At 72.4% G+C, this 23975-nt stretch carries 11 protein-coding genes; 7 read left to right on the forward strand and 4 right to left on the reverse strand.

What is annotated here, in order from left to right; genetic code table 11:
- Positions 1-72 precede the first annotated feature (72 nt).
- Positions 73-891 carry an arylamine N-acetyltransferase family protein gene (locus tag WMF20_RS31845; protein ID WP_437605628.1) on the reverse strand — a complete coding sequence of 273 codons (819 nt, stop codon included), beginning with the start codon at positions 889-891 and terminating at the stop codon, positions 73-75.
- 390 nt (positions 892-1281) lie between these two features.
- Here WMF20_RS31845 and WMF20_RS31850 point away from each other — a divergent pair, with 390 nt between their 5' ends.
- On the forward strand, positions 1282-7236 hold the full coding sequence (locus tag WMF20_RS31850; protein WP_437605629.1) for an AAA family ATPase: 5955 nt from the start codon (positions 1282-1284) through the stop codon (positions 7234-7236).
- 202 nt (positions 7237-7438) lie between these two features.
- Here the strand turns inward: WMF20_RS31850 and WMF20_RS31855 are convergent, their stop codons facing one another.
- From WMF20_RS31855 to WMF20_RS31865, 3 genes are all read right to left on the reverse strand, one after another.
- Positions 7439-8509, reverse strand: coding sequence for a type IV pilus twitching motility protein PilT (locus tag WMF20_RS31855; RefSeq protein WP_437605630.1), 1071 nt, complete (start codon positions 8507-8509; stop codon positions 7439-7441).
- 1 nt (position 8510) lies between these two features.
- The gene (locus WMF20_RS31860; protein WP_437605631.1) at positions 8511-10394 is read right to left on the reverse strand and encodes a type IV pilus twitching motility protein PilT; all 1884 of its coding nucleotides are present in this window, start codon (positions 10392-10394) and stop codon (positions 8511-8513) included.
- Positions 10395-10632: 238 nt separating this feature from the next.
- A complete protein-coding gene (locus WMF20_RS31865) occupies positions 10633-11160 on the reverse strand; it encodes a hypothetical protein (protein WP_437605632.1) in 528 nt (175 codons plus the stop codon).
- Between the two features lie 869 nt (positions 11161-12029).
- Between WMF20_RS31865 and WMF20_RS31870 the strand changes: the two genes are divergently transcribed.
- The 6 genes from WMF20_RS31870 (at position 12030) to WMF20_RS31895 (ending at position 23881) form a co-directional block, all read left to right on the forward strand.
- Positions 12030-12815, forward strand: a complete 786-nt coding sequence (locus tag WMF20_RS31870) for a class I SAM-dependent methyltransferase (protein WP_437605633.1) — start codon at positions 12030-12032, stop codon at positions 12813-12815.
- 46 nt (positions 12816-12861) lie between these two features.
- Complete coding sequence (locus WMF20_RS31875) at positions 12862-13095, forward strand: hypothetical protein (protein WP_061623714.1); 234 nt, start codon at positions 12862-12864, stop codon at positions 13093-13095.
- Positions 13096-13527: 432 nt separating this feature from the next.
- Positions 13528-18264: a copper oxidase gene (locus tag WMF20_RS31880; RefSeq protein ID WP_437605634.1), complete on the forward strand. Its 4737-nt coding sequence runs from the start codon at positions 13528-13530 to the stop codon at positions 18262-18264.
- Positions 18261-20228, forward strand: coding sequence for a YncE family protein (locus WMF20_RS31885; protein WP_437605635.1), 1968 nt, complete (start codon positions 18261-18263; stop codon positions 20226-20228). The genes WMF20_RS31880 and WMF20_RS31885 overlap by 4 nt, the downstream gene beginning before the upstream one ends.
- Before the next feature lie 219 nt (positions 20229-20447).
- Entirely contained in the window at positions 20448-22346 is a 1899-nt protein-coding gene (gene ilvD, locus WMF20_RS31890) for a dihydroxy-acid dehydratase (protein WP_437605636.1), read from the forward strand.
- Between the two features lie 209 nt (positions 22347-22555).
- The gene (locus WMF20_RS31895; RefSeq protein ID WP_437605637.1) at positions 22556-23881 is read left to right on the forward strand and encodes a formylglycine-generating enzyme family protein; all 1326 of its coding nucleotides are present in this window, start codon (positions 22556-22558) and stop codon (positions 23879-23881) included.
- Positions 23882-23975: the final 94 nt, after the last annotated feature.

Raw genomic sequence — 23975 nt, forward strand, 5'->3', positions numbered from 1 at the left:
CGGCCTCGCCCCCGCGACGGCGCGCGGCGGAGGCGGGGCGCGCCGGACATCCCCCCTCGCCGCGCCACCGCTTCAGCCGTTCAGGCCAGCGCAGGAGAGCCGCGCTCCGGCCGGGAGCTCCAGCCCGAAGCGGCTCTTCAGGACGTCGAGGAGCTCGTCGTCGCCGAGGTCGCCGAAGCGCTCGAACCGACCGCCTCGAAACACGCCCAGCTGGCGGTTGCGCAGCGTCAGGCGCGCCTCCGGCGAGGCGAGCGCCGCGAGCACATTGCTCACGAACAGCGAGTCGGGGTGGGTCGACGTGTAATGATTCGCCGCCTCGTAATCGACCGGGAAGTGCTCCTCGAGCGTGAACGCGTAGAGATCCTGCCACGGCTCGCGCCCCCGCGACTCGAGCACCCATACGTGGCCCTCCCGGCGCAGGCCGACCACGTCGTGCGCCTGCGCCTGGCTCTCCCCCTCGACGAGCCGGATCGGCTGCGTGAGGCCCGGACCGCCGAAGCCGACGTCCGCGATGAACGGCCCTTCGGGCAGCTCGACCAGGGACAGCATATGAGTCCGCGGGCCGACGTCGCTCCGCTGGAACCTCACCCGCGCGAGGAGCGTCGTGACCTTGAACCCGATCCGGCGCAGCGCCGCGACGAACAGGGTGTTCTGCTCGAAGCAGTAGCCGCCGCGGCGCGCCTTGACGAGCTTGGCCTGCACGCTGGCCAGGTCGATGCGGATAGGGCGGCCGAGGAGGACGTCGAGGTTCTCGAAAGGGATGGAGTAGACGTGCGCGGAGTGCAGCGCATCGAGCACCTCCCGCGTGGCAGCGAGCGCCCCGCGGTAGCCGATGCGGGCGATGTAGGCGTCGAGGTCGAGCGGATCGGTATCGTGTGCGGACGGATGCATTGCGCCCTCAGGATACGCGCGCCCCCCCTGACCGCGCCAGGCGGAAGCTCGGCGAGGGCCGCGGGGCGGACGGCGCGGAGCCGTCGTCGCGCGCGCTCGAGCCCGCATCGCTGCGCCGCGCGCCGCGCGCCTTCGCGGCCCGAGCTGCGGTGGACCGCAGGCTTCGATACGCCCCCGCGGCTTGACCGCCACTGTACCGGCCAGCACACTCCCGACAGTGGAGCAGATCTACCGGGCCAGCGCGCGGTATGCTCGGTCGCCCTCTGCCGTGGAGAGCGCTCGGCGGCGCTCTGCGCGAAGCCGCTCGGTCGAGCGCCCGGGCGCGCGCAGCGCCGAGCGCCGGCGAACTCGGCAGCTCGCGCGGCGCAGCCTGACCGCCGGTTGAGGCCCATGCCCGGGCCCGATCGCTATACGCTGACGGAGGTCCTGCGCGAGGAGACCAGGTATGTCGTCCACCGCGGCGTGCGGAACGAGGACGGCTGTCCGGTATTGCTCAAGATCCCCCGGGCAGAGCGCCTCGATCGCCGGGACGTGGCGCGCCTGCGCCGCGAGCTCGAGATCGGGCGGAGGCTCAGCGAAAAGACCGCGATCAGGCCCTGCGAGCTCACGACGTACCGGGACCGGCCGGCGCTCGTCCTGGAGGACTTCCGCGGGCGCTCGCTCGACCGGATGCTGGGCGCGCCGATGGAGCTCGGGCGGTTCTTGACGATCGCCGCCCGGACCTCCGCCGCGCTCGCGGACATCCATGCGAAGGGGGTTGTCCACAAAGACATCAAACCGCAGAACATCCTCCTCGATCCCGAGTCGGGAGAGGTGAAGATCGTGAGCTTCGATCTCGCGTCCTTCCTCCCGGAGGAGCAGAGCGATGCGCGGAGCCCGGGCGTCATCGAGGGGACCCTCGGCTACATCTCGCCGGAGCAGACAGGGCGCCTGGACCGGGCGGTCGATCACCGCGCCGACCTCTACTCGCTCGGCGTCACGCTCTACGAGATGCTCACGGGCGTCCTGCCCTTCTCGGCCGGCGATGCCCTGGAGTGGGTCCACTGCCACGCCGCCGTGCTCCCCCGGCCGCCCTCGGAGCTCGTCCCCGGCGTCCCGTGGGCCGTGTCCGAGCTCGTCATGAAGCTCCTGGCCAAGGCCGCCGAGGACCGTTACCAGAGCGCGCGCGGCGTCGCGCGCGACCTCGAGCTGTGCCTCGAGCGGCTCACGACGGCCGGTCACATCGACCCATTTCGGCTCGGAGAGCACGACTTCTCCGGCCTCTTCCGGATCTCGAAGAAGCTCTATGGCCGCGAGCGCGAGGCCTCCGCCCTCCTCGCCGCCTTCGCGCGCGTCGCCCTGCGCGGCGCGCCCGAGCTCGTCCTGCTCGCCGGCAGCGCCGGGGCCGGCAAGACGTCGCTGGTGCAGGAGCTCCACCGCACGTCGGTCCGCGGGCGCGGCCTCTTCGCGGCGGGCAAATTCGACCAGCAGCACCGGCACGTCCCCTACGCCACGCTCGCCCAGGCGCTCCGCGAGCTCCTGCTCGGCGTGCTCGGCGCGAGCGAGCCCGTCGTCGGCGAGTGGCGGAGGCGGCTCTCCGCGGCGCTCGGCAAGAACGCGCAGCTCGTCATCGACGTCCTCCCCGAGGTGGAGCTCATCCTCGGCGAGCAGCCACCCGTCCCCGAGCTGCCGCTGACCGAGGTGCAGCGCCGGTTCGAGGCGGTGTTCCGGCAGCTCGTCGGCGTCTTCTGCCGCGCGGAGCGCCCTCTCGTCCTCTTCCTCGACGACCTCCAGTGGGCAGACCCGGAGAGCCTCTCGCTCCTCGAGCAGCTCGTCACCCACCCCGAGACGCGGCACCTGCTCGCCATCGGCGCCTACCGCGACGCCGAGGTGGGGCCGCTCCACCCGCTCGCGCGCATGATCGAGCGCGCGCGGGGCGCCGGCGCGCCGGTCCGCGAGATCGAGATCCCGCCGCTCTCCCCCCGGGACGTCCAGCGGCTCGTCGCCGACACGGTCCAGGCGAGCTGCGAAGACAGCGCCCCGCTCGCGCGGCTCGTCCACGAGAGGACCGCCGGCAACCCGTTCTTCGCCACGCAGTTTCTGGCCATGCTCCACAAGGAGGGCCTGATCGAGGTCGATCTGCGCGCCGGCGCCTTCCGGTGGGACATCGGCGCGATCCGCGAGAAGGGCCTCGCCGACAACGTGATCGATCTCATGGTCACGAAGATCAAGCGCCTCTCCGAGCCCGCCCAGGAGGCGCTCACGCTCGCCGCCTGCGTCGGGAACACCGTCGACGCCGGCACCCTCGCCGTCATCCGCGATCGGCCCGCGGGCGCGGTTCACGAGGACCACCGGGAGCTCGTGCGCGAGGGGCTGCTCCTCCGGTCCGGCGACACCTACCGCTTCCTCCACGACCGCGTCCAGCAGGCGGCCCATGCGCTCATCCCGGCGGCGGATCGCGCGGCGGTCCACCTCCGCATCGGCCGGCTGCTCTCCGCCCGCGCGGCGGCGGACGCCGCCGATCCGCGCGTCTTCGAGATCGCCGGCCACCTCAACCTGGGCTCGGCGCTGGTGACGGATCGCCGCGAGAGGGACCAGATCGCCAGGCTCAACCTGATGGCGGGCCGGCGGGCCAAGGCCTCTTCCGCCTTCGCGGCGGCGGCCCGTTACCTCGCCGCGGGCATGGCGCTGCTCGCGGACGACGCGTGGGAGGAGGAGTACGCCCTCGCGCTCGATCTCCACGGCGAGGGCGCGCGCTGCGCCTTCCTGAGCGGCGATTTCGCCGCCGCCGAGCGGCTCGTCGGCGTGCTCCTCGGGCGCGCCCGGGGCCGGCTCGATCTGGCGGAGATCCACCGCATCGAGATCGATCTGCACACGACCCGGGCCGATTTCGAGCGGGCGGCGCGGAGCGCCCTCGCCTGCGCGCGCCGCTTCGGCGTCGACCTCCCGCTCCACCCGGCGCGCGACGCGGTGGAGCGCGCGGCGCGCGAGGCGTGGGGCGAGATCGGCGATCGCCGCACCGAGGCGCTCGCCCGCCTGCCGCGCATGGCCGATCCGGACGCGGCGGCCCTCATGACCACCCTGTCGACCGCGCTGCCGTCGGCCTACTACACGGATCCGGACCTCTACGGCCTCATCGCGTGCCACATGGTCCGGCTCAGCCTGCGCGCGGGCAACTCGGACGCCTCTCCGCCCGGCTACGTCGCGTTCGGCGGGACGCTCGGCCGCGTCCTCGGGCTCTACCGGGAGAGCTACCGGTTCGGCGAGCTCGCCCGCGCGCTGCTCGACGCCGGCGGCCAGGCCGGGAGCCGGGCGCAGATCCTCCACATGATCAGCACCTTCATCGACCCCTGGATCCGCCCCTTCCGGGACGTCGTCGCCCTCTTCCACGAGGCCTTCGACGAGGCCATCGAGACCGGCGCGCTCATCTACGCGTCGTACTGCTGTTTTCACATCGTGGCGCTGCGCCTCGCGTCGGGCGATCCCCTGGCGGACGTCGCCGCCGAGGCCGAGCGGCGCCTGGACTTCACCCGCCGGGCCCGGTACGACGCCGTCCACGACATCGTGGCCGTCCTGCACCGGCTCGTGCAGCGCCTGCGCGGCCACGAGCCGGGCCGGGCGGGCGAGGGCGCGGAGGACGAGGGCGCCCGGCCGCGCGAGGCGGCGTCGCCGCTCACGCGCTTCTACGAGCGCCTCTACGCGGCCCAGGCGGCGCTCGTGTTCGGCCGTTACGGCGAGGCCGTCGACGCGGCGGCCGCGGCGGGCGAGCTGCTCGGCCTGGTGACCGGCCAGATCCAGTCCGCCGACCACGGCTATATCGCGGCGCTCGCGCTGTCCTGCCACGCCCGCGCGCTGCCCGAGGCCGAGCGGCGCGCGCTCCTCCCCGCGCTGCGAGCGCACGAGGCGGAGCTCCGCCGCTGGGCGGAGGTCGAGCCCGCGAACCAGGAGGACCGCCACGCGCTTGTGTCGGCCGAGATCGCGCGCATCGCGGGCGACGAACTCGCCGCGATGCGCCTCTACGAGCAGGCCATCCGGGCCGCGCGCGCGAACGGCCTCGTCCAGGGCGAGGCGCTCGCGCTGGAGCTCGCCGCCGCGTTCTACCGCGATCGCGGCTTCGACCTCATCGCCGACACCTACCTCGGCGCGGCCCGCTCGTCGTACGCCCGCTGGGGCGCCGACGCCAAGGTGAGGCAGCTCGACCAGCTCTATCCGCACCTCGCGGCGCGGCCGCTCGCGGCGACGAGCACGGTCACCATGCCGGCCGAGGAGCTCGATCGGCTGGCCGTCGTGAAGGCGTCGCAGAGCATCTCCGGCGAGATCCTGATGCCCCGGCTCGAGGAGGCGCTGCTCCGGGTCGTGCTCGCGCACGCGGGCGCGCAGAAGGGCTACCTGCTGGAGGCCGGCCGCGGCGCCGCGTCGATCCGGGCGAGGGCGAGGATCGAGGGGGGCAGGCCGTTCGCGGAGGCGCTCACGGGCGAGGCGCGCACGCCGGCGTCCTCCGCCGCGCTGCCGCTGTCGATCGTCAACTACGTCCTCCGGACCGGCGAGCCGGTCGTCCTCGACGACGCGGCGGAGTCGCGGTTCTCGGCCGACGAGTACGTCGCGCAGGCCGGGCCGCGCTCCGTCCTGTGCATGCCGATCGCGCGGCGCCCCGGGGCCTTCGCGATCCTCTACCTGGAGAACGCGGCGATGCGCGGCGCGTTCTCCGAGGGCACGATCGCGGTGCTCGAGCTGCTCTCGTCGCAGGCCGCCATCTCGCTCGAGAACGCGTCGCTGTACGCGGCGCTGAAGAAGAGCCAGGAGCAGCTCCAGGCCATCGTCGACAACTCGCCGGCGATCATCTACGTCAAGGACCTCGAGGGCCGCCTGCTCCTCGTCAACCGGTGCTTCGAGCGGGTGGTCCAGCGGCCGCGGGATCGGATCGTCGGCCGGAAGGATCACGACATCTTCCCGCGGGAGACCGCGGAGCGGTTCGCCGCGAACGATCGCCGGGCGATCGAGGTGGAGACGCTGCTCGACCTCGAGGAGGTGATCCCGCAGGAGGACGGGCCGCACACCTACCTGACCCTCAAGTTCACGCTGCGCGACGCGGCGGGGGCCGCGTATGCGGTCTGCGGCATCTCCACGGACATCACCGAGCGCAAGCGGGCGGCGATGACCGAGCGCTTCCTGGCGGAGGCGACCCGGCGGCTCGTGGCCGATCTCGGCTACGAGGCGACGCTCCAGACGATCGCCGAGGTCGCGGTGCCGGAGCTCGCCGAGGGCGCCGCGCTCTACGCGCTCGACGAGGCTGGCGCGCTCGAGCTCGCGGCCGTGGCGGCGGACTCGCCGGAGAGGGCCGGGCGGCTGCGCGCGCTCGCCTCGCCCGAGGGCGCGCCCTGGGCGCCCCGCCGCGCGCTGGGCGCCGACCGCGTCGAGCTCGGCCGCGTGGACGACGGCGTGATGCGGCGCTGGGCCGCGGCGGCGGCGCGCCCCGAGGCGCTCTTCGCGCTCTCGCCGGCGGCGTACCTGAACGCGCCGCTGTTGACGCGGGACCGCTGCCTCGGCGTGCTCACGCTGGTGCGGACGGGGGCGGCGCCGCCCTATGGCCGGGCCGACGCCGAGCTCGTGGACGAGCTCGCGCGGAGGGCGGCGATCGTGCTCGACAACGCGCGGCTTTACCGCGAGGCGCAGCGGGCGATCCAGCTCCGTGAGGAGTTCCTCTCGGTCGCCTCCCACGAGCTCCGCACGCCGCTCACGCCGCTCAAGCTGAAGCTCGGGCTTCTGCAGAAGAAGCTCGCGGCCGAGGCCGCGGACCCGTCGCTCGAGCGCATGGTCGCGGCGAGCCTGGGGCACGTCGTGCGGATCGAGGCGCTCCTCGACAGCCTGCTCGACGTCGACCGGGTCGCCCGCCGCGGGCTCGATCTGGAGCTCGCGGAGCTCGACCTCGCCGCGCTGGCGCGCGACGTCGTGGTCGAGCTCGGCGAGGCCGCGTCGCGGGCGGGCTGTCGCGTCGAGCTCGACGCGCGAGGCCCGGTGCTCGGCCGCTTCGACCGGCTCCGCGTCGCGCAGGTCCTGAGGAGCTTGCTCAACAACGCGATCAAGTTCGGCGCCGGCCGCCCCGTCGAGGTGACCGTCGAAGGGCGCGGCGACGCGGCGCGCGTGGTCGTGCGCGATCACGGGATCGGCATCGCGCCCGAGGATCTGGAGCGCATCTTCACGCGCTTCGAGCGGGCGGTCTCGTCGAGGTTCTACGGCGGGCTCGGGCTCGGGCTCTATCTCGCGAACGAGATCGTCCGGGCGCACGGGGGCACGATCCAGGTGGCGAGCCAGCGGGGCGAGGGCGCCTGCTTCACCGTGGATCTGCCGCGCCGCTTCGCGTCGTGATCTGCTGGAACAGGAGAGAGAGAATTCAACGCAAAGGCGCAAAGGCGCAAAGGCGCAAAGGCGCAAAGAAGAGAGAGAGATATATTAAAAATTAATTCTCATTCTTTTTTGCGTCTTTGCGCCTTTGCGCCTTTGCGCCTTTGCGTTAAATTTTCTCTTCTTCATCATCCAATCTTCTACCGCCTTGGCAGCTCCCCCTCCCTCACGCCCCCGGTGCGTCGGGAAAGAGCCGCTGGAAGTTGTCCTTGTCGATCGCCTTCTCGAGCGCCGCCTGGACGGAGATGGTGTCCTTCTTGACGAGCCGCTCCAGCGCCATGTCCATCGTCTGCATGCCGGCGGAGCGGCCGGCCTGCATCAGGTTCGTGATCTGGAACGTCTTGCCCTCGCGGATCATCGCGGACAGCGCGCTGGACCCGACGAGGATCTCGTGCGCGGCGACGCGGCCCGTGCCGTCCTTCGTGCGGAGGAGCTGCTGGGCGATGATCGCGGCGAGGCTCTCCGACAGCATGCCGCGGACCTGGAGCTGCTCGTCGGCGGGGAACGCGTTGATGATGCGGTCGATCGTCGCTGCGGCGCTGTTCGTGTGGACCGTGCCGAAGACGAGGACGCCGAAGCTCGCGAGCTGCAAGGCGAGCTTCATCGTCTCGTTCGTCCTGAGCTCGCCGATCAGGATCACGTCGGCGTCCTCCCGCCCGGCGCTCCGGATCGCGCTCGCGAAGCTGCCCGCGTCGGGGCCGACCTCGCGGTGCGTGATCTGGGCCTTGATCGGGCTGTGCACGAACTCGACCGGATCCTCGATCGTGAGGACATGGCAGGCGCGCGAGCGGTTGATGTGGTCGATCATCGCCGCCAGCGTCGTCGACTTGCCGGAGCCGGTCGGGCCCGTGATCAAGATGAGCCCGCTCTGCCGCTCCGACAGCCGGCGGATGATCTCGGGGCAGCCGAGATCGTCCAGGGAGAGGATCTTGCTCGGGATGGTGCGGAAGACGGCCGCGAGCCCGGTGGTCTTGTAGAAGTAGTTGGCGCGAAAACGGGCCTTGTCCGCGTAGGAATAGGCGAAATCGAGGTCGAGCTCGTCGACGATGCGCCGCCGCTCCTCGGGGGTCGTGATCTCGAAGAGGAGCGCCTCCATCTCGGCCGCGTCGAGGGGCGTGTCGCGCAGGGAGACGAGCTCGCCGCGGGCGCGGACGAGCGGCGGATAGCCGATGCCGAGGTGCAGGTCGCTGCCCTTCCTGATCAGGAGCTCGTCGAAGAGGCGATCGATCCTGGCCACGCTAACCTCCCTTCTTCCCGAAGAGCGCGCCCGCGCGCTCGAACAGGCCCTTGCCCGCCTCCGGGGCGCCGGGCCGCGACGCCTCGGGCGGCGGGGCGGGCGGCTTCCTGTCCGGCGCGAGCGCGGGCTGCCGCTTGCCGGTGAGGACCGCCTCGAGCTCGTCCGGCGCCTCGGCCACCGTGAGCGCGGCCTCGAGCGTCGTCTTGCCGGCGCGGACGAGCTCGGCCAGCGAGTCGTCGAGGCGGATGATCCCGAGGCCCTTCCCCCGCTGCTGGAGGCTCGGGATCTGGAACGTCTTCGAGTCGCGGATGAGGTTCCACAGCGCGACCGAGCCGGGCAGGACCTCGGCGGCGGCCACCATGCGCTTGCCGTCCGCGCTCGGCAGGAGCCGCTGGCTGACGATGAGCCGGAGGCCGCCCGCGAGGGTGACGCGGACCTGCTGCTGATCGCCGGGCGGGAAGAGGTCGATCAGCCGATCGATGGTCTTCGCCGCGCTCGGGGTGTTCATCGTGCCGAGCACGAGGTGGCCCGTCTCGCTCGCCGCCAGCGCCATGCGCACCGTCGCCGTGTCCCGGAGCTCGCCGACGACGATGACGTCGGGATCCTCGCGCAGCGAGGCCTTGAGGGCGTTCTCGAACGAGCGGGTGTGCGTGCCGACCTCGCGCTGGCTGATCATCGCCTTGCCGCGCGCGTGGACGAACTCGACCGGATCCTCGACCGTGATGATGTGGTGGCTGGTCTCGCGGTTGAGGATGTCGACGATCGCGGTCAGCGTCGTGGTCTTGCCGTGCCCCGTCGGCCCGGTGATCACGATGAGGCCCTGATGGTGGCGGGTGGCGAGCCCGATCGCGTCGGGCAGGCCGAGCGACGCGAGGGTGGGGATGCTGCGCGCGATCAGGCGGAAGCAGCCCTTGTAGCCCCGGCGGTGGCGCGCGATGTTCACCCGGAAGCGGCCGAGCGCGCCGAGCTCCAGGGCGAAGTCGCACGAGCCCTCGGCCGCGAGGACCGGCGAGAGGCGCGCGGGGACGCGCGGGAGCAGGAGCGACTCGACCGCCGCCGGGTCGAGCGGATCGCCGTGCGGCACGAGCTCGCCCGCGATCCGCAGGAGCGGCGGCCGGCCGGCGACGAGGTGGAGATCGCTCGCGCCCTGATCGCGCGCCATGGCGAGCAGCCCGTCGAGGGCGCCCGCCGGGACGTCGGCGGACGAGGGCCGCGCGCGCGGGCCCGCCGCGGCCGGCCGGGCGGCGGCGCGGGGCTCGGCCGGCGGCGCGGACGCGCGGCCGGCGCGGGGCTCGGGGGGCGCGTCCTCGCCGCGCGGATCGAAGCGCGGCGTCGAGGGGCGGCCGGCGCGGGGCTCGGCGGGCGGCGGCGGCGCGCCGCGGAGGTCGAACGCGAGCTCGGAGGAGCTCGGGCGCTTCGCGTCCGGGTCGCGCGGCGGCGGGCGCTGCGCCTCCTCGGGCGCGAGGTGCTCCCGCATGGAGAACTGCTGCGAGGGACGGGCCGGCGGCGCGGCCGCGGCGGCCCCGGGCGCGGCGGCGGCCCCGGGCGCGGCGGTGGCCCCGGGCGCGGCGGCGGCGGACGACGGCTGCATCCGCGTCATGCGGGCGTGCACGAGGTCGCCCTGGCGGGCGGCGACGACCGAGATGGCGCCGATGCCCTCGATGCGGATGTGCCACTGCGACGGCTTCGCGCCGAGCGCCTCGACGTAGCGGCCGCCGCCGAGCGCGCTGAGGAGCATGAGGATGTCCTCGGTGGTGAGGGCGCCGGGATCGACGGCCTGGAAGGCGCCCGAGATCTTGACGCTGGGCATGCGCCCCGTGGCCACGGCGAACTCGGTCACCTCGGGGCGATTCAGTTGCGAGAGCCAGGATCGAAGGGCGTTCATCGTCGTCGCTCGTCTCCGCAAGGCGACTCTATCAACGATGAGGCGCGGCGTTTCAAAATGTCGTGCGGGGACGGCGAGATCCGGAGGGCGGCCTCACCGCGCCGCGCGCGGCCTGCGCGGGCGGCGCTCGGCGGCGCGCCGCCCCCCCCGCCGCGCCGCGACGGCGCGCGGCGGCTGCGGCGGCCCCTGCGCGGCGCAGCTCACGCGGGCGGCGTGCTCAGCAGAGGCGGTGTCGGGGCTACTGGATCGCGAGCTTGAGCCGCGCGCCCTTCACGAAGTGGCCCGGCGCCTTGCCTTTCTCCTCGGCCGGCGCCTGCGGCTCCGAGTCGATGCTGAGCTGCATGTTGCCGGTGGCCTCGATCTTCTTCATGGTCACCCTGGCGATCTCGACCCATTTCGTGGGACTCGCGCCCTTGGGATCCCCGATCCTGCGGAAGAGCACCGCCTTGGTCCCCGCGGCGACCGGCGTCGCGCTGGTGGCGACGAGCGGCAGGAGCGTCGCGACCTTCCCGGCGCGGGAGACCAGCATACCGTAGACCTCCACGGAGTAGCTGTCCCACTCGCCCGCACCGGGCGGGGCAGCGGGCTCTGCCGCAGGCGCGCTCTCCGCGCCCGGGGCCGCCGCCGCGCCCCCGGGCGCGGCTGGCCGCGTCGCCCCCGGGTGCTCCGCCGAGGCCGTGACCGGCGTGGCAGAGAGGAGCGCGGCCGCACCCGCCACGACGAGGGATCGCGAGCACCTGGAGAGCCTAACAACCAACGTCTTCATGCACTCCGCTCCTTCGCTTCAATGAGACCCCGCGGCCCGCATCCACCCGGCGAGGCCGCAAACACCCCAGTAACAAAACTTTTCATCCTGCCCGAGACTGCCACTCTCCGCAACTCTTTTTTTTCAGCTTTCGGCTTCATTCACGGCGCGGTCGCGTCATCCCGCTTCACCTCAGTCGCCGCAGTCGCCGCAGTCACCGCACCGCCGCGTCACCGCACCGCCGGATTCTCCGGATTGGATCCCGGCGCGGGTTGCTCGGCGAGGCTGGCCGGCCCTGGAGGAGCGGCGCGCGCAACAGCGCCTCGCGGCTCGCCCGAGCTCACCTGTCACCTGCTCCTGCGGCTCGCCTGTCGTTCTGGCTCGCCCGCCGTTCGGCTCTTCTGGCTGCCTGGTTACCCGGCTCGACCGCTCTCCTGGGCTCTCCGGCTCGCCTGGCTGGCTCCGCCCACGGGTAGGTCAGCGCGCTTCGCGCGAGGCGCGCTCTCGAGGAGCGAGAGGCCCGCGCGAGCGACCGGCGTGCTCGGTCCAAGCTCGCCGCATCTCATTCTGACCCGTCCGACGACACCAGCTGCGCACAACACCGCGACCTCTCCCTCGTCAACATCGCCCCCGGGACATCCCCGTTGCCTTCCAACATCGCCGACGCGAACATCGATGTCGGAGTAAAAGTCGCGTTTCAATCAAGATATCACGCCTTCGTCAAAGCAGAACAGAAATTTTCCAGAACAAGCGATTCTGGTGCGCCCTCGTGCGTCCATGTACGCTTTCGCGTGGGTCGCGTGGTCGCGTGGTCGCGTAGGTTCCGCGCGTGCGGCGGTGTGCGGCGGACGGCCGCGCGGCTGTAGGATGGCCGCGGAGGAAGAGAGCCCATGCCCACCGTCGCCGATCACTACGACAAGCTCCTCGCCGAGCACTACTCCAGGATGTTCGGGGATTACGACGCCAAGGTCGCCGAGCAGCGAGCGCTCTTCGAGCGCCTCGGCGTCCGCCCCGAGGGCGCTCCGGAGGCCATCGACCTCGGGTGCGGCTCGGGCTTCCAGTCCCTCGCGCTGGCGCAGCTCGGGTTCCGGGTGACGGCGGTGGACACCTCGGACACGCTCCTCGCCGAGCTCGCCTCGCGCCGCGGGCAGCTCCCCGTCGACCTCGTGCGAGGCGATCTCCTCGACGCGCTGGGCCGCCCGGGCCCCCCCTGCGCGCTCGCCGTGTGCATGGGTGACACGCTCCCGCACCTGGGCAGCAAGGGGGACGTAGAGCGGATGTTCGCCGCCTGCGGTCGGCGCCTCGCGCCCGGCGGCCAGCTCGTGCTCACGTTCCGCGACCTCACCCGAGAGCTCGAGGGCGTCGACCGGTTCATCCCCGTGCACGACTCGGCGGACGTGATCATGACCTGTTTCCTCGAATACGAACCGGAGACCGTCAAGGTGCACGATCTCGTCCACACGCGCGGCCGCGAGGACGGACGGTGGAGGCTATCGGCGAGCTTTTATCGCAAGCTGCGGCTCTCCCCCGATTGGGTCTGCGACAGGCTCGAAGCGGCCGGATTCCGCGTCCTCCATCGCGAGATCGCGCGCGGCCTCGTCACCCTCGTCGCGCGCTCCGGAGGCGGCGTGGGCCGGGATACGAACACCGGGTCAAAACCCTGCACGGGAGATTGATGGCCAGGTCGCGGCGGCGCTACCTTGATAGGGGAGGATGAGACCCATGTCCGAGAGAGCACAGCAGACAGGCACGAAGGACGCCGGGCAAGCGGCGGCCGTGAGCCGGCCGTCGCGGGATGAGGTCCAGGACCTGCGGCGCGAGCGAGACGAAGCGCGCCAGCTCCTGAGCACGCTGGTGACGGCGCTCAAGCGCGCGACGTTCCGGCACGGCACGTACATCGACGGGCTCGGCGCCGCGATGGTCGCCGTGGACCGGTGGTCCAAGCCGCAAGGCTGAACACCCCGCCAGCGAGGCTCCTCGCGCCGCGGCGGGGCCGGTACGTTACCGACGGGCGCGCCCACGCGGCCCAACGTCCCTGACACCCCCTCACCCACCCCGACGCGGGCGACTCGATCGAGGCGCAGAGAGGGCGCGACGCCGTTCCACCGCGCATCGGTCTTCCAGCGCCGTCGGCTCCCCCCGGGCCGCGCCGACGACACGATCCCTGTAAAGCTCGTAATCCACGCGCGTCGACTGCGCCGGCCGGACGCGAGCAATTCTAATTGACGGCGATCTCACAAAGTCACAGACTCGCTCACCCGGAGTGCCATCCTGATCGCGGCCAGTCCACGGCGGACGGCGGCGATCCGGCGCAGTGGAGACGCACGGGGCGCGGTCGACGCGCCGTGCGAGGCGCGCGCCTGCGCGCATACCGAGGAGAGGACAACCTTGATCAGGAATAGGCTGCTCGGAGCTATCGGGTGGGCCGCGGTGGCGCTCGGCGTCGCGGGCTGTGGAGCCCCGGACGGCGCGGCGCCCGAGGAAGAAAGTCATGAGTTCGCAGCATCGGAGCTGAACGATCATCCGACGAGCGGCAGGACCGTAGTCGCCGACGTCGTCGCGTTCGATCAGGTCTACGTGTACAACCGGTTCGGGGCGTTCAACCCCGCCGGCATGATCTACGCGCTCGAGCGGGACGTCGTGCCGATCGAGCGGCGCAAGCCGCTCGGCCCGGGCAACGCCATGCTGCGGCCGGGCAAGCGGCCGAGGCCGCTCGTGCTGCGCGTGAACGTCGGGGACGCGCTCCGCATCCGGTTCACGAACCTCCTCCGGCCGGCGGACAAACGCCCTGACGACTCGACGGCGACGAGGAGCGCCTCGGTGCACGTCACCGGGCTCGAGATCAGGAACATCGAGGCGCTCGGCGGCAACGTTGGCCTGGGGCCCGACTCGCTCGCAGAGCCAGGCGAGACGCGCGTCTACGAGCTCTTCGCCGACAAGGAGGGGACGTTCCTGATGCACAGCGCCGGCGCCATGGCCGGCGGCGAGGGGGACGGCGGACAGACCGTGCTCGGGCTGTTCGGCGCGGTCACCGTCGAGCCCGCCGGGGCGGTCGCGTACCGATCGCAGGTCACGGCCGAGGAGCTCGCCGCCGCCTCGCTGCCCACGCGGAACCCCGACGGGACGCCCAGGATCGACTATGACGCGCTGGACGAGCGCGGCGAGCCGATCCTCAGGATGATCAACGATCGCGACGAGATCGTGCACGGCGATCTCAACGCGATCATCGCCGGTTACGAGCAAAGCCAGCTCGACAGCCGGGTCCCCGTCGCCCCTGGGCGGTTCCGCGAGCTCACGGTGCTGTTCCACGACGAGCTCAAGGCCGTCCAGGCGTTCGACGAGCTCGAGGACGACGAGACCTTCCACGGCGTGCGCGATGGGTTCGGGGTCAACTACGGCGCCTCCGGGTTCGGCTCCATCCTCCTCGCCAACCGGGCGAGGCTCGGTCCCAGCAAGGAATGCATGGAGTGCAAGTACGAGGAGTTCTTCCTGAGCTCCTGGGCCAACGGCGATCCCGCGATGATCGTCGAGCGGGACAGGCGGGGAAAGGCGACGAAGGCGCTGTTCCCCGCCGACCCCTCGAACGTCCACCACGCGTACCTCGGCGACCCCGTCTGGTTCAGGAACCTGCACGCTGGACCGAAGGAGACGCACATCTTCCACCTCCACGCGCACCAGTGGCTGAAGACGCCGAGCGACGAGAACGGGAGCGTCCTGGACGCGCAATCCATCGGCCCGGGCGCGGCCTTCACCTACAACATCGGCAGGGGCGGCAACCGCGTCCTGACGCCCGGAGACGCGATCTTCCACTGCCACCTGTATCCCCACTTCGCGCAGGGCATGTGGGGACTCTTCCGCAACCACGACGTCTTCGAGGCCGGCACGCGCGATCGCTCCCTGCCCGACGGCGAGATCGAGAGCGGGACGCCCACGCCCGCCGTCGTGCCCGTCCCCGGGATCGCGATGCCGCCCATGCCGACCTACGAGCCCACCGTCGTGGAGCTGCCCGGCGGCGGCAAGAAGGTGCGGCCGTCGATGCCGGGATATCCGTTCTACATCGCTGCCCTGGAAGGCCACAGGGCGCCTCAGCCGCCGCTCGATCTCGCGGTCGACGGCGGGCTCCCGCGGCACGTCGTCACCAGCGTGCCCCCGGGCGGCGCCGAGCTCGGCAGGCGCGGCAGGTTCGACGTGGAGATCGAGAGAGCCAACATCAAGCTCCTGCCGAACGAGGGGACGCCCGCGGAGCTGGCGGCGCAGGCGTTCCATTCCGGCCAGTTCCCGGGAGCGACGCCCATCACGACCACGGACGGCTTCCCCGCGAAGGCGTACCCGGCGTTCACGCCCGAGGGTGAGCCCGCGCGGTTCGTCGTCAACGGCCAGCCGCCGGCCGCGGGCGCGCCGTACGCGAACCCCTGCCCAGACGGGGCGCCGGAGCGCAGGTACCGCAGCGCGTTCGTCCAGCTCGACGGCGTGGTCAACCGGCGCGGCTGGCACGACCCGCAGATGCGCATCCTCGTCCTCGAGGGCGACATCGATGCGACCCTGTCGGGCGCCCGGCCGCCGGAGCCGCTGTTCATCCGCGCCAACTCGAACGAGTGCGTCGTCTCCGAGGCGACGAACCTGCTCCCCGACTCCCTGGAAGAGGATCCTTTCCAGATCTTCACGCCCACCGACATCGTCGGCCAGCACATCCACCTCGTGAAGTTCGACGTCACCTCCTCGGATGGGTCGACGAACGGCTTCAACTACGAGGACGGCACGTTCGCGCCACGGGACGTCGTGCAGCGCATCGACGCGGCCAACAACGTCGGCGGCGCCCTGAAGGCGGACGGCTCGGTCGACGAGCGCGGCCGTCGCGTCCGGCTGACCGCGCGGCGACACCCGCGCATCCACGACGACCGGTACGGCCTGCAGACCACGGTGCAGCGCTGGTGGGCCAACCCCGTCCAGAACCGGCGCGCCGAGGACATCACCCTCAACACCTCGTTCTCGCACGACCATTTCAGCCCCTCCTCCCACCAGCAGCACGGCCTCTACATGGGCCTCGTCATCGAGCCGAGCGGCTCGGTCTGGCGCGACCCGGAGACCGGGGTCGTGTTCGGCTCGCGCGCCGACGGCGGGCCCACGAGCTTCCGCGCCGACATCCTCCCGCCGCGCGGCTCCGCGCAGCCGCCCTTCCGCGAGTTCAACCTCGCCTTCGCCGACTTCGCCCTCCTCTTCGACGAGTGCGGCGAGCCGGTGAACCCGCCGACCGTGCAGGAGGCCCCGCTCCCGCTCGCGGTCGAGCACCGCGACGTGCTCGCGCCGGAGGCGATCTCGGCGGCCGACCCGGGCGGTGGGCTCATCAACTATCGCAACGAGCCGATCCCGCTGCGCATCGCCCGGCGCGACTGTAGAACCGGCCGCGTCGAGCAGAAGCCGGGCGAGGAGGGGGAGATGCACAACGTGTTCAGCTCCCGGGTCCACCCCGACCCGTTCACGCCGCTGCTCTCGGCCCACGAGGGCGACCACGTCCGGGTGCGCCTCCTCCAGGGCGCGCAGGAGGAACAGCACGTCTTCACGATGCACGGGCAGCGGTGGCTCAACGAGCTCCACGACCCGGACAGCGGCTACTCGAACGGCCAGCCCATCGGCCTCTCCGAGCACTTCGAGTTCGGCATGGCGCCCTCGGCCTCTGCGCGGGGCGATCGCGAGCCCGGCGACTACCTCTACCAGAGCGCGCCGACCGACGACCTCTGGGACGGCATGTGGGGGATCATGAGGGTGCGGCCGCGGACCGATACGGCCTTGCTGCCGCTGCCCGGCCCGCCGGACGGCGAGCCCCGCGGGATGCGCCGCTTCCCGACCTGCCCGGCGGGCGCGCCGGTGACGAGGTATGTCGTCCACGCGATCACCGCGAAGGGCAATCTGCCGCGCAATCGCCTCGTCTACAACGAGAGGTTCAAGCTCTACGACCCCGACGCCATCCTGTTCGTCCGCGCCGAGGATCTGCCCGATCTCCGCGCCGGGCGCCGCGCCCCGGAGCCGCTCATCCTGCGCGCCGCCGCCGGCGACTGCATCCAGGTCACCCTCGTCAACGACCTTCCCTTCGACCTGCCCAAGACGCCGCACTGGAACTATAGCCCGCCGATCGTCGACGGGTTCAACACGAACCAGGTCAGGCCGTCCAACCACGTCTCGCTGCACCCGCAGCTCGTCGCCTACGACGTCAGGACCGACGACGGGGCCAACGTCGGGCTCAACGAGGACCAGACCGTCGCGCCCGACGAGTCCCGCGAGTACACGTGGTACGCTGGCGAGCTCTCCCAGAAGGACGGCAGGTGGGGCCCGGTCGAGCCGAGGGCCGTCGAGTACGGCGCCATCAACCTGAGGGACATGGCCGACGTCGTGAACCACGGCATGCACGGCGCGGTCGGCGCCCTCGTCATCGAGCCCAAGGGCGCCACCTGGCGCGCCGATCGGGGCACGCACGCGCAGGCGGAGGTCACGTTCAAGGATTACTACGGATACACGCGCTCGTTCCGGGAGTTCGTGGTCGTCTATCAGGACGAGGTCGGCCTGCACTCGGACGATCCGAGGTTCCAGTGCCTCGATCCCGCTCTCAACTGCGGCACCGCCCTCCGGAACTACGACGGCGAGGACGACGCGGAGGACACGGGCCACGAGGCCTTCAACTACCGCACCGAGCCGTTCTGGGCGCGGCTCGGGATCAAGCCCGAGCTCGCGAGGGTGCTGCTCAACGAGAAGGACCTGAGCGACATCTTCAGCTCCCGCCTCCACGGCGACCCGGCGACGCCGATCTTCACGGCCGGCGCGACGCAGAAGGTGCGCGTGCGCATCGTGCAGCCGTCCGGCCACCGGCGCATGCACGCCTTCGGGCTCTGGGGCGCGGCGTGGCCGCACAACCCGTTCGCCGAGGGGGAGCGCTCCCGCCGCATCGGCGAGAACAGGGACGTGCTGAACATCGGCGTCGAGAACGCCATCGCCCCCATGACCCACCGCAACGTGGTCCCGTTCTCCGCGGCCGGCGGGAGGTTCTTCGTCCCCGGCGACCGGCTCTACCTCGATCAGCCGAGCTTCAAGGTCTCGGACGGCCTCTGGGGCATCTTCCGGGTGGTGCCGTGAGGCCCTCGATCGCCGCGCGCCGGCTCTCGCTGGCCACAGGCGTCCTCGGCGCCGTCGTGGCGCTGGCCTGCGGCCGGCGGGAGCCGCCTCCCCCGTCTCCGGTCCCGGCGCCCGCGCAGGGCCGCGCCGAGGGCGAGCCTGGCCCGGCCGCGAGCCGGATCGAGCGAGATGGGCTGTCGATCGCCTTCGAGCTCCGGCCGCTCCCCGGCGCTTCAGCGCTCCCGGAGGCGCGCTCCGACGCGACGGCCGTCTTCACGATCACCGACGCTGCGACCGGCGCGCCCGCGCGCGACCTGTCGCCGCTCGCCTGGATGACCAGGCGCGCGGCGGCGCCGCCCGACGACGCCGGGTGCCAGGAGAAGATCAAGAGCTTCATGGGCGGGCTCATCGCCGTGCGCCCGGACGTGGACATGAACGCCTATCTCCTGTGGACGCAGAACGACGACAACACGCTGTCGGTCATCAACCCGCAGCTCGCCTTCACCCGGAGCAAGCTGCGCAGCCTCGTCACGCTCGCGGCCGGCTCCACGTCGTTCGCGCTCCACCCGGACGGGAGCCGCCTCTACGTGACGCTCCAGAACGGGCGAGGCCTCGCCGTCGTCGACACGAGGCGCAGCCTGGTGGCGGCCAACGTGCCCGTCGGCGCGGCCCCGACGCGCGTCGCGGTGGCGCCGGACGGGCGCACCGTGTGGGTCGGCAACGACGGCGACGGGACGGTCAGCGTCGTCGACGCGCGCGCGGCGGAGGTGCTGAAGACGCTGCACGTCGGCGCCGGGCATCACGAGATCGCCTTCTCCGACGGCGGGCGCACCGCGTGGATCACGAGCCGCGACGCCCGCGTCGTCACGGCCGTGGACACCGGCGCGCTCGAGCCCGTCGCCGCGATCGAGATCGGCGATGGCGCCGCCGCCGTCGCGGCGAGCGACGCCGCGGGCGCCGTCTACGTCGCGAACGAGCCGCGGGGAGAGATCGCGATCCTCGACGCCGGGCGCCGCGCCATCTCCAGCCGCGTCGCGGTGAAGCCCGGCGTCAGCGCGGTCCAGTTCGCGCCGAGCGGCCGCTTCGCCTTCGCGCTGAACCCCGCGAAGGGCGAGGTGTCGATCCTCGACGCCTCGACGGGCGCGCTCGCGCACACGCTCGCCGGGTTCGCGGGCCCCGACGCGATCACCTTCACGAAGACGTACGCCTACGTGAGGAGCCTCGGCGAGAACCGGGTCTCGCTCATCGAGCTGCCCTCCCTGGAGCGGCCCGGCAAGCCGGTGGTCGTCGAGGTGGCGGTGGGCCAGCAGGCCCCCCGGACGGCGAAGGGCGCCCGGAGCGCCGCGCCGTTCGCCGTCCTGCCCGAGGGTAACGGCGCCATCATCGCGAGCCCGGCCGACAAGGGCCTTTACTACTACGTCGAGGGCCTGATGGCGCCGATGGGCACCCTCTCGAACTACGGACGAGAGCCCCGGGCGGCGCTCATCGAGGATCGGTCGCTCAGGGAGGTGGAGCCCGGCGTGTACGCCGCCACGGTCCGGCTCGGCGACGAGGGCGCGTACGACGTCGAGCTCCTGCTCGGCGGCCGCCGCGTCGCCGCGTGCCTCGAGGCGACGGTCGCGCCGTCGGCCGCCCCCGCCGAGGACCGCTCGCCCGGGCTCGCCATCGAGCCGCTCTTCGACGGCAGCGTCGATCTCGAGGTCTCGAGGCCCGCGACGCTGCGCTTCCGCGCGACGCCGAAGGCGCCCGCGCCTCCCGTCGAAGCCAAGGAGATGAAGGTCATGATCTTCCGATTCCCGGTCGGCTTCCGCGAGATCGCGCTGCCCCGCGCCGAAGCGGACGGCGCCTTCTCGGTGACGTTCACGCCCCCCGAGCCCGGCCAGTACCGCTTCCTGCTGGCGGCCGAGTCGCGCAACGCCCCGTTCGGCGCGCTGCCGTTCGTCGATCTCCACGCCGCCGCGCCGGCGGCACGAGGCGGCCGATGAGGCGCGCCGCGCCCTCCCTCGCGGCGGCGCTCGCGCTCGCGCTGCCGTCCGCGAGCCCGGCCGAGGAGCCCGCGCCGGAGCGGCCCCGCGCCCGGGCGGGCGCCTCGTCCACCGGCGGCGGCGCCCCGGCCGCGGCGAATTTCCGACGCGGAGCTCGCCGATGACGCCGGCCCCGCCTGTCGGCTAGGCGCCACGGCTGGAACGGAGTAGGTTCCGGGCATGGCCGGATACCGCAGTCGTACATCCACCCAGGGACGCAACATGGCAGGGGCGCGCGCGCTGTGGCGCGCCACCGGCATGAAGGACGCGGACTTCGAGAAGCCGATCATCGCCATTGCCAACAGCTTCACGCAGTTCGTCCCGGGGCACGTCCACCTCCACGACGTGGGGCAGCGGGCGAAGAAGGTCATCGACGCCGCGGGCGGGTGGGGCGTCGAGTTCAACACCATCGCCATCGACGACGGCATCGCGATGGGCCACGCCGGCATGCTGTACTCGCTGCCGAGCCGGGAGCTCATCGCCGACAGCGTCGAGTACATGGTCAACGCGCACTGCGCCGACGCGCTGCTCTGCATCTCGAACTGCGACAAGATCACGCCCGGCATGCTGCTCGCGGCGATGCGCCTCAACGTGCCGACCGTCTTCGTCTCCGGCGGTCCGATGGAGGCGGGCAAGCTCGTCGGGACGCACGACCGCGACGGCAAGCCGCTCATCCGCAAGCTCGACCTCATCGATCCGATGATCGCCGCGAGCGACGACAAGGTGACCGACGCGGATCTCGCCGCGATGGAGCGGTCCGCGTGCCCGACGTGCGGCTCGTGCTCCGGCATGTTCACGGCGAACAGCATGAACTGCCTCAACGAGGCGCTCGGGCTGGCGCTGCCCGGCAACGGCACGCTGCTCGCGACGCACGCGGCGCGCTGGGGGCTCTTCGAGGCGGCCTCGAAGCGCGTCGTCGAGCTCGCGAAGCGGTACTACGTCGACGGGGACGCGTCGGTGCTGCCGCGGAGCATCGCGACGTTCGAGGCGTTCGAGAACGCGATGGCGCTCGACATCGCGATGGGCGGCTCGACGAACACGGTGCTCCACCTCCTGGCGGTCGCCCGCGAGGCGCAGGTGGACTTCAAGATGTCGGACATCGACCGGATGTCGCGCAAGGTGCCGAACATCTGCAAGGTCGCGCCGTCGTCGCACCACCACGTCGAGGACGTGCACCGCGCGGGCGGCGTGCTGACGATCGTCGGGGAGCTCGATCGCGCGGGGCTCATCCACCGGCAGGTGGGCACGGTCCACGCGGGCACGCTGGGCGAGGCGATCGACGAGAACGACCTCCGCCGCCCCACCGCGACGGCGGCCGCGAAGAAGCGCGCGCTCGCCGCGCCGGGCGGCGTCCCGACCACGGTCGCCTTCTCGCAGGACAAGTACTTCGCCGACACCGACGACGACGCCGAGAAGGGCTGTATCCGCGACGTCGCTCACGCGTACAGCCGCGAGGGCGGCCTCGCCGTGCTCTACGGCAACATCGCGGCGGACGGCTGCATCGTGAAGACCGCGGGCGTCGATCCCGAGATCTGGAAGTTCGAGGGGCCCGCGCGGGTGTTCCACTCGCAGGAGGCGGCGTGCGACGCGATCTGGAACAACCAGGTCCGCTCGGGCGACGTGGTCGTCATCGTCTACGAGGGGCCGAAGGGCGGCCCGGGCATGCAGGAGATGCTCTATCCGACGTCGTTCCTGAAGGGGAAGGGCCTCGGCAAGGCGTGCGCCCTCATCACCGACGGCCGGTTCAGCGGCGGCACGTCGGGCCTGAGCATCGGGCACGTCTCGCCCGAGGCGGCCGAGGGCGGGAACATCGGGCTCATCGAGGAGGGCGACCGCGTCCGGATCGACATCCCCGCCCGGACCATCGACGTCCTCGTCAGCGACGCGGAGCTCGAGCGCCGCCGCCGCGCCGCCGAGGCGCGGGGCGCCGATGCATTCAAGCCGAACCGCGATCGCAAGGTCTCCCCTGCCCTGCGGGCCTACGCGCTCATGGCCACGAGCGCCGCCCATGGCGCTGTCCGCGATGTCGGCCAGATCGAGCCCGGGCGGCGCGAAGGCGGCGACGGGCAGCGCAAGTAGCCAATCCCGGAGCCATCGAGTCGCCGCCCCGCCTGTCGAGGTCACGGCGCGCGCGGCGCGGCGACGAGAGCGTCGCCGCCATCACGGCGGCCGCCCCGGCCGACAGAGAGCGCCCGGGCTCGCCGGAGGGACGGCCCGCGGCGCCCGGGTCGATCCTCCCCGCGCTCGACGCGACGACGTGGCGCACGCCGTGGCGTATCATGGCGTACATGAGACAATTGGCGCTCCTCGTGTCCATCTCTCTCGTGTCGGGTTGCAACGCGCGGGTCCGCGATTTCCCCGACGCACACGGCGGCGGGGGCTCCGGAGGCGAGCCTGGAGACGGCGGTGGCGGCAGCGGCAATGGCGCCGGCAGCAGCAGCGCCAGCGCCAGCAGCAGCGGCGCCGGCGGCGCGCCGGGGGCCTGCGTCGATCCGGCGGAGGATTGCCCGCCGGCGCAGGGGGCGTGCATGGAAGCGGTGTGCAGCGAGGGCGCGTGCGCGGAGCGGCCGCGGCCGGCGGGGACGCCCTGCGGGCCGGACGGCGGCGCGGAGTGCGACCCCGCCGGGGTCTGCGTGCCGTGCGAGGGCGACGATGGATGCGGCGAGTGCGGGGACCCGGGTTGCCCGAACACGTGCGGCTCGCCGGACGTGATGGCCAGGCCGCCGAGCTGCGCGAGCGGCGCGCCCGGCGCCGGGGACGGCTGCGGGCCCGGCGGCGCGAGCTGCTGCGGCAACAGGCTGGTCCCCTGCGGCACGTACCTGAGGAGCTACGACGGCGTATCGAGCACGGACGACTCGTTCCCTGCGGCCGTCAGCGATTTCCGGCTGGACAAGTTCGAGATCACCGTGGGTCGATTTCGAGCCTTCGTGGAGGCCGGGCGGGGCGTGCAGGAGAACCCGCCCGCGATCGGGGCTGGCCGGAACCCTCACGTCGACGGCAGCGGATGGATCGCGGGGTGGAACCGGCGGCTCGAGCCGAACACCGCGGCGCTGAAATCGGCGCTGCAATGCAATGGTGATCGCCTCTGGACATGGACCGACGCGCCGGGGCCGAACGAGGAGCTCCCGATCAACTGCATCACGTGGTTCGAGGCCTTCGCGTTCTGCGCGTGGGACGGCGGCCGCCTGCCCACCGAGGCGGAGTGGAACTACGCGGCGGCCGGCGGCGACGAGCACCGGCCGTACCCGTGGGGCGCCGATCTCGACAGCGAGCGCGCCGCCTATGCTTGCATCGGCGATGGGAGCGCCGCGGGAGACTGCGCGCTGAGCGACATCCTGCCGGTGGGGTCGAAGCCGAGCGGAGACGGGCGATGGGGGCACTCGGATCTGGCCGGCAACCTGTGGGAGTGGACGATGGACTGGTGGCGCGACGCGCTCCTCACGCCGTGCATCGACTGCGTGCATCGCGTGGACGGCGAGCGCGACGCGACGCGGGTCACGCGCGGCGGGAGCTACCGCGCGCCGGCGTCGGACCTGCGCGCGGGCAACCGCGACTTCAGCTACCCCTTCGACCGCGTCAACAACATCGGCGCCCGCTGCGCGCGGGACCCGTGAGGCCGCGGCGCGCTCGCCCGTGAGCGCGGCGCGCACGCCAAGCCCGCGGCGCGCTCGCCTCGCGCGGCGCGCACGCCGGCGCGAGCGCGGCGCG

This window comes from Sorangium sp. So ce834 (genome assembly GCF_051521425.1).
Lineage (GTDB): Bacteria > Myxococcota_A > Polyangia > Polyangiales > Polyangiaceae > Sorangium > Sorangium cellulosum_D.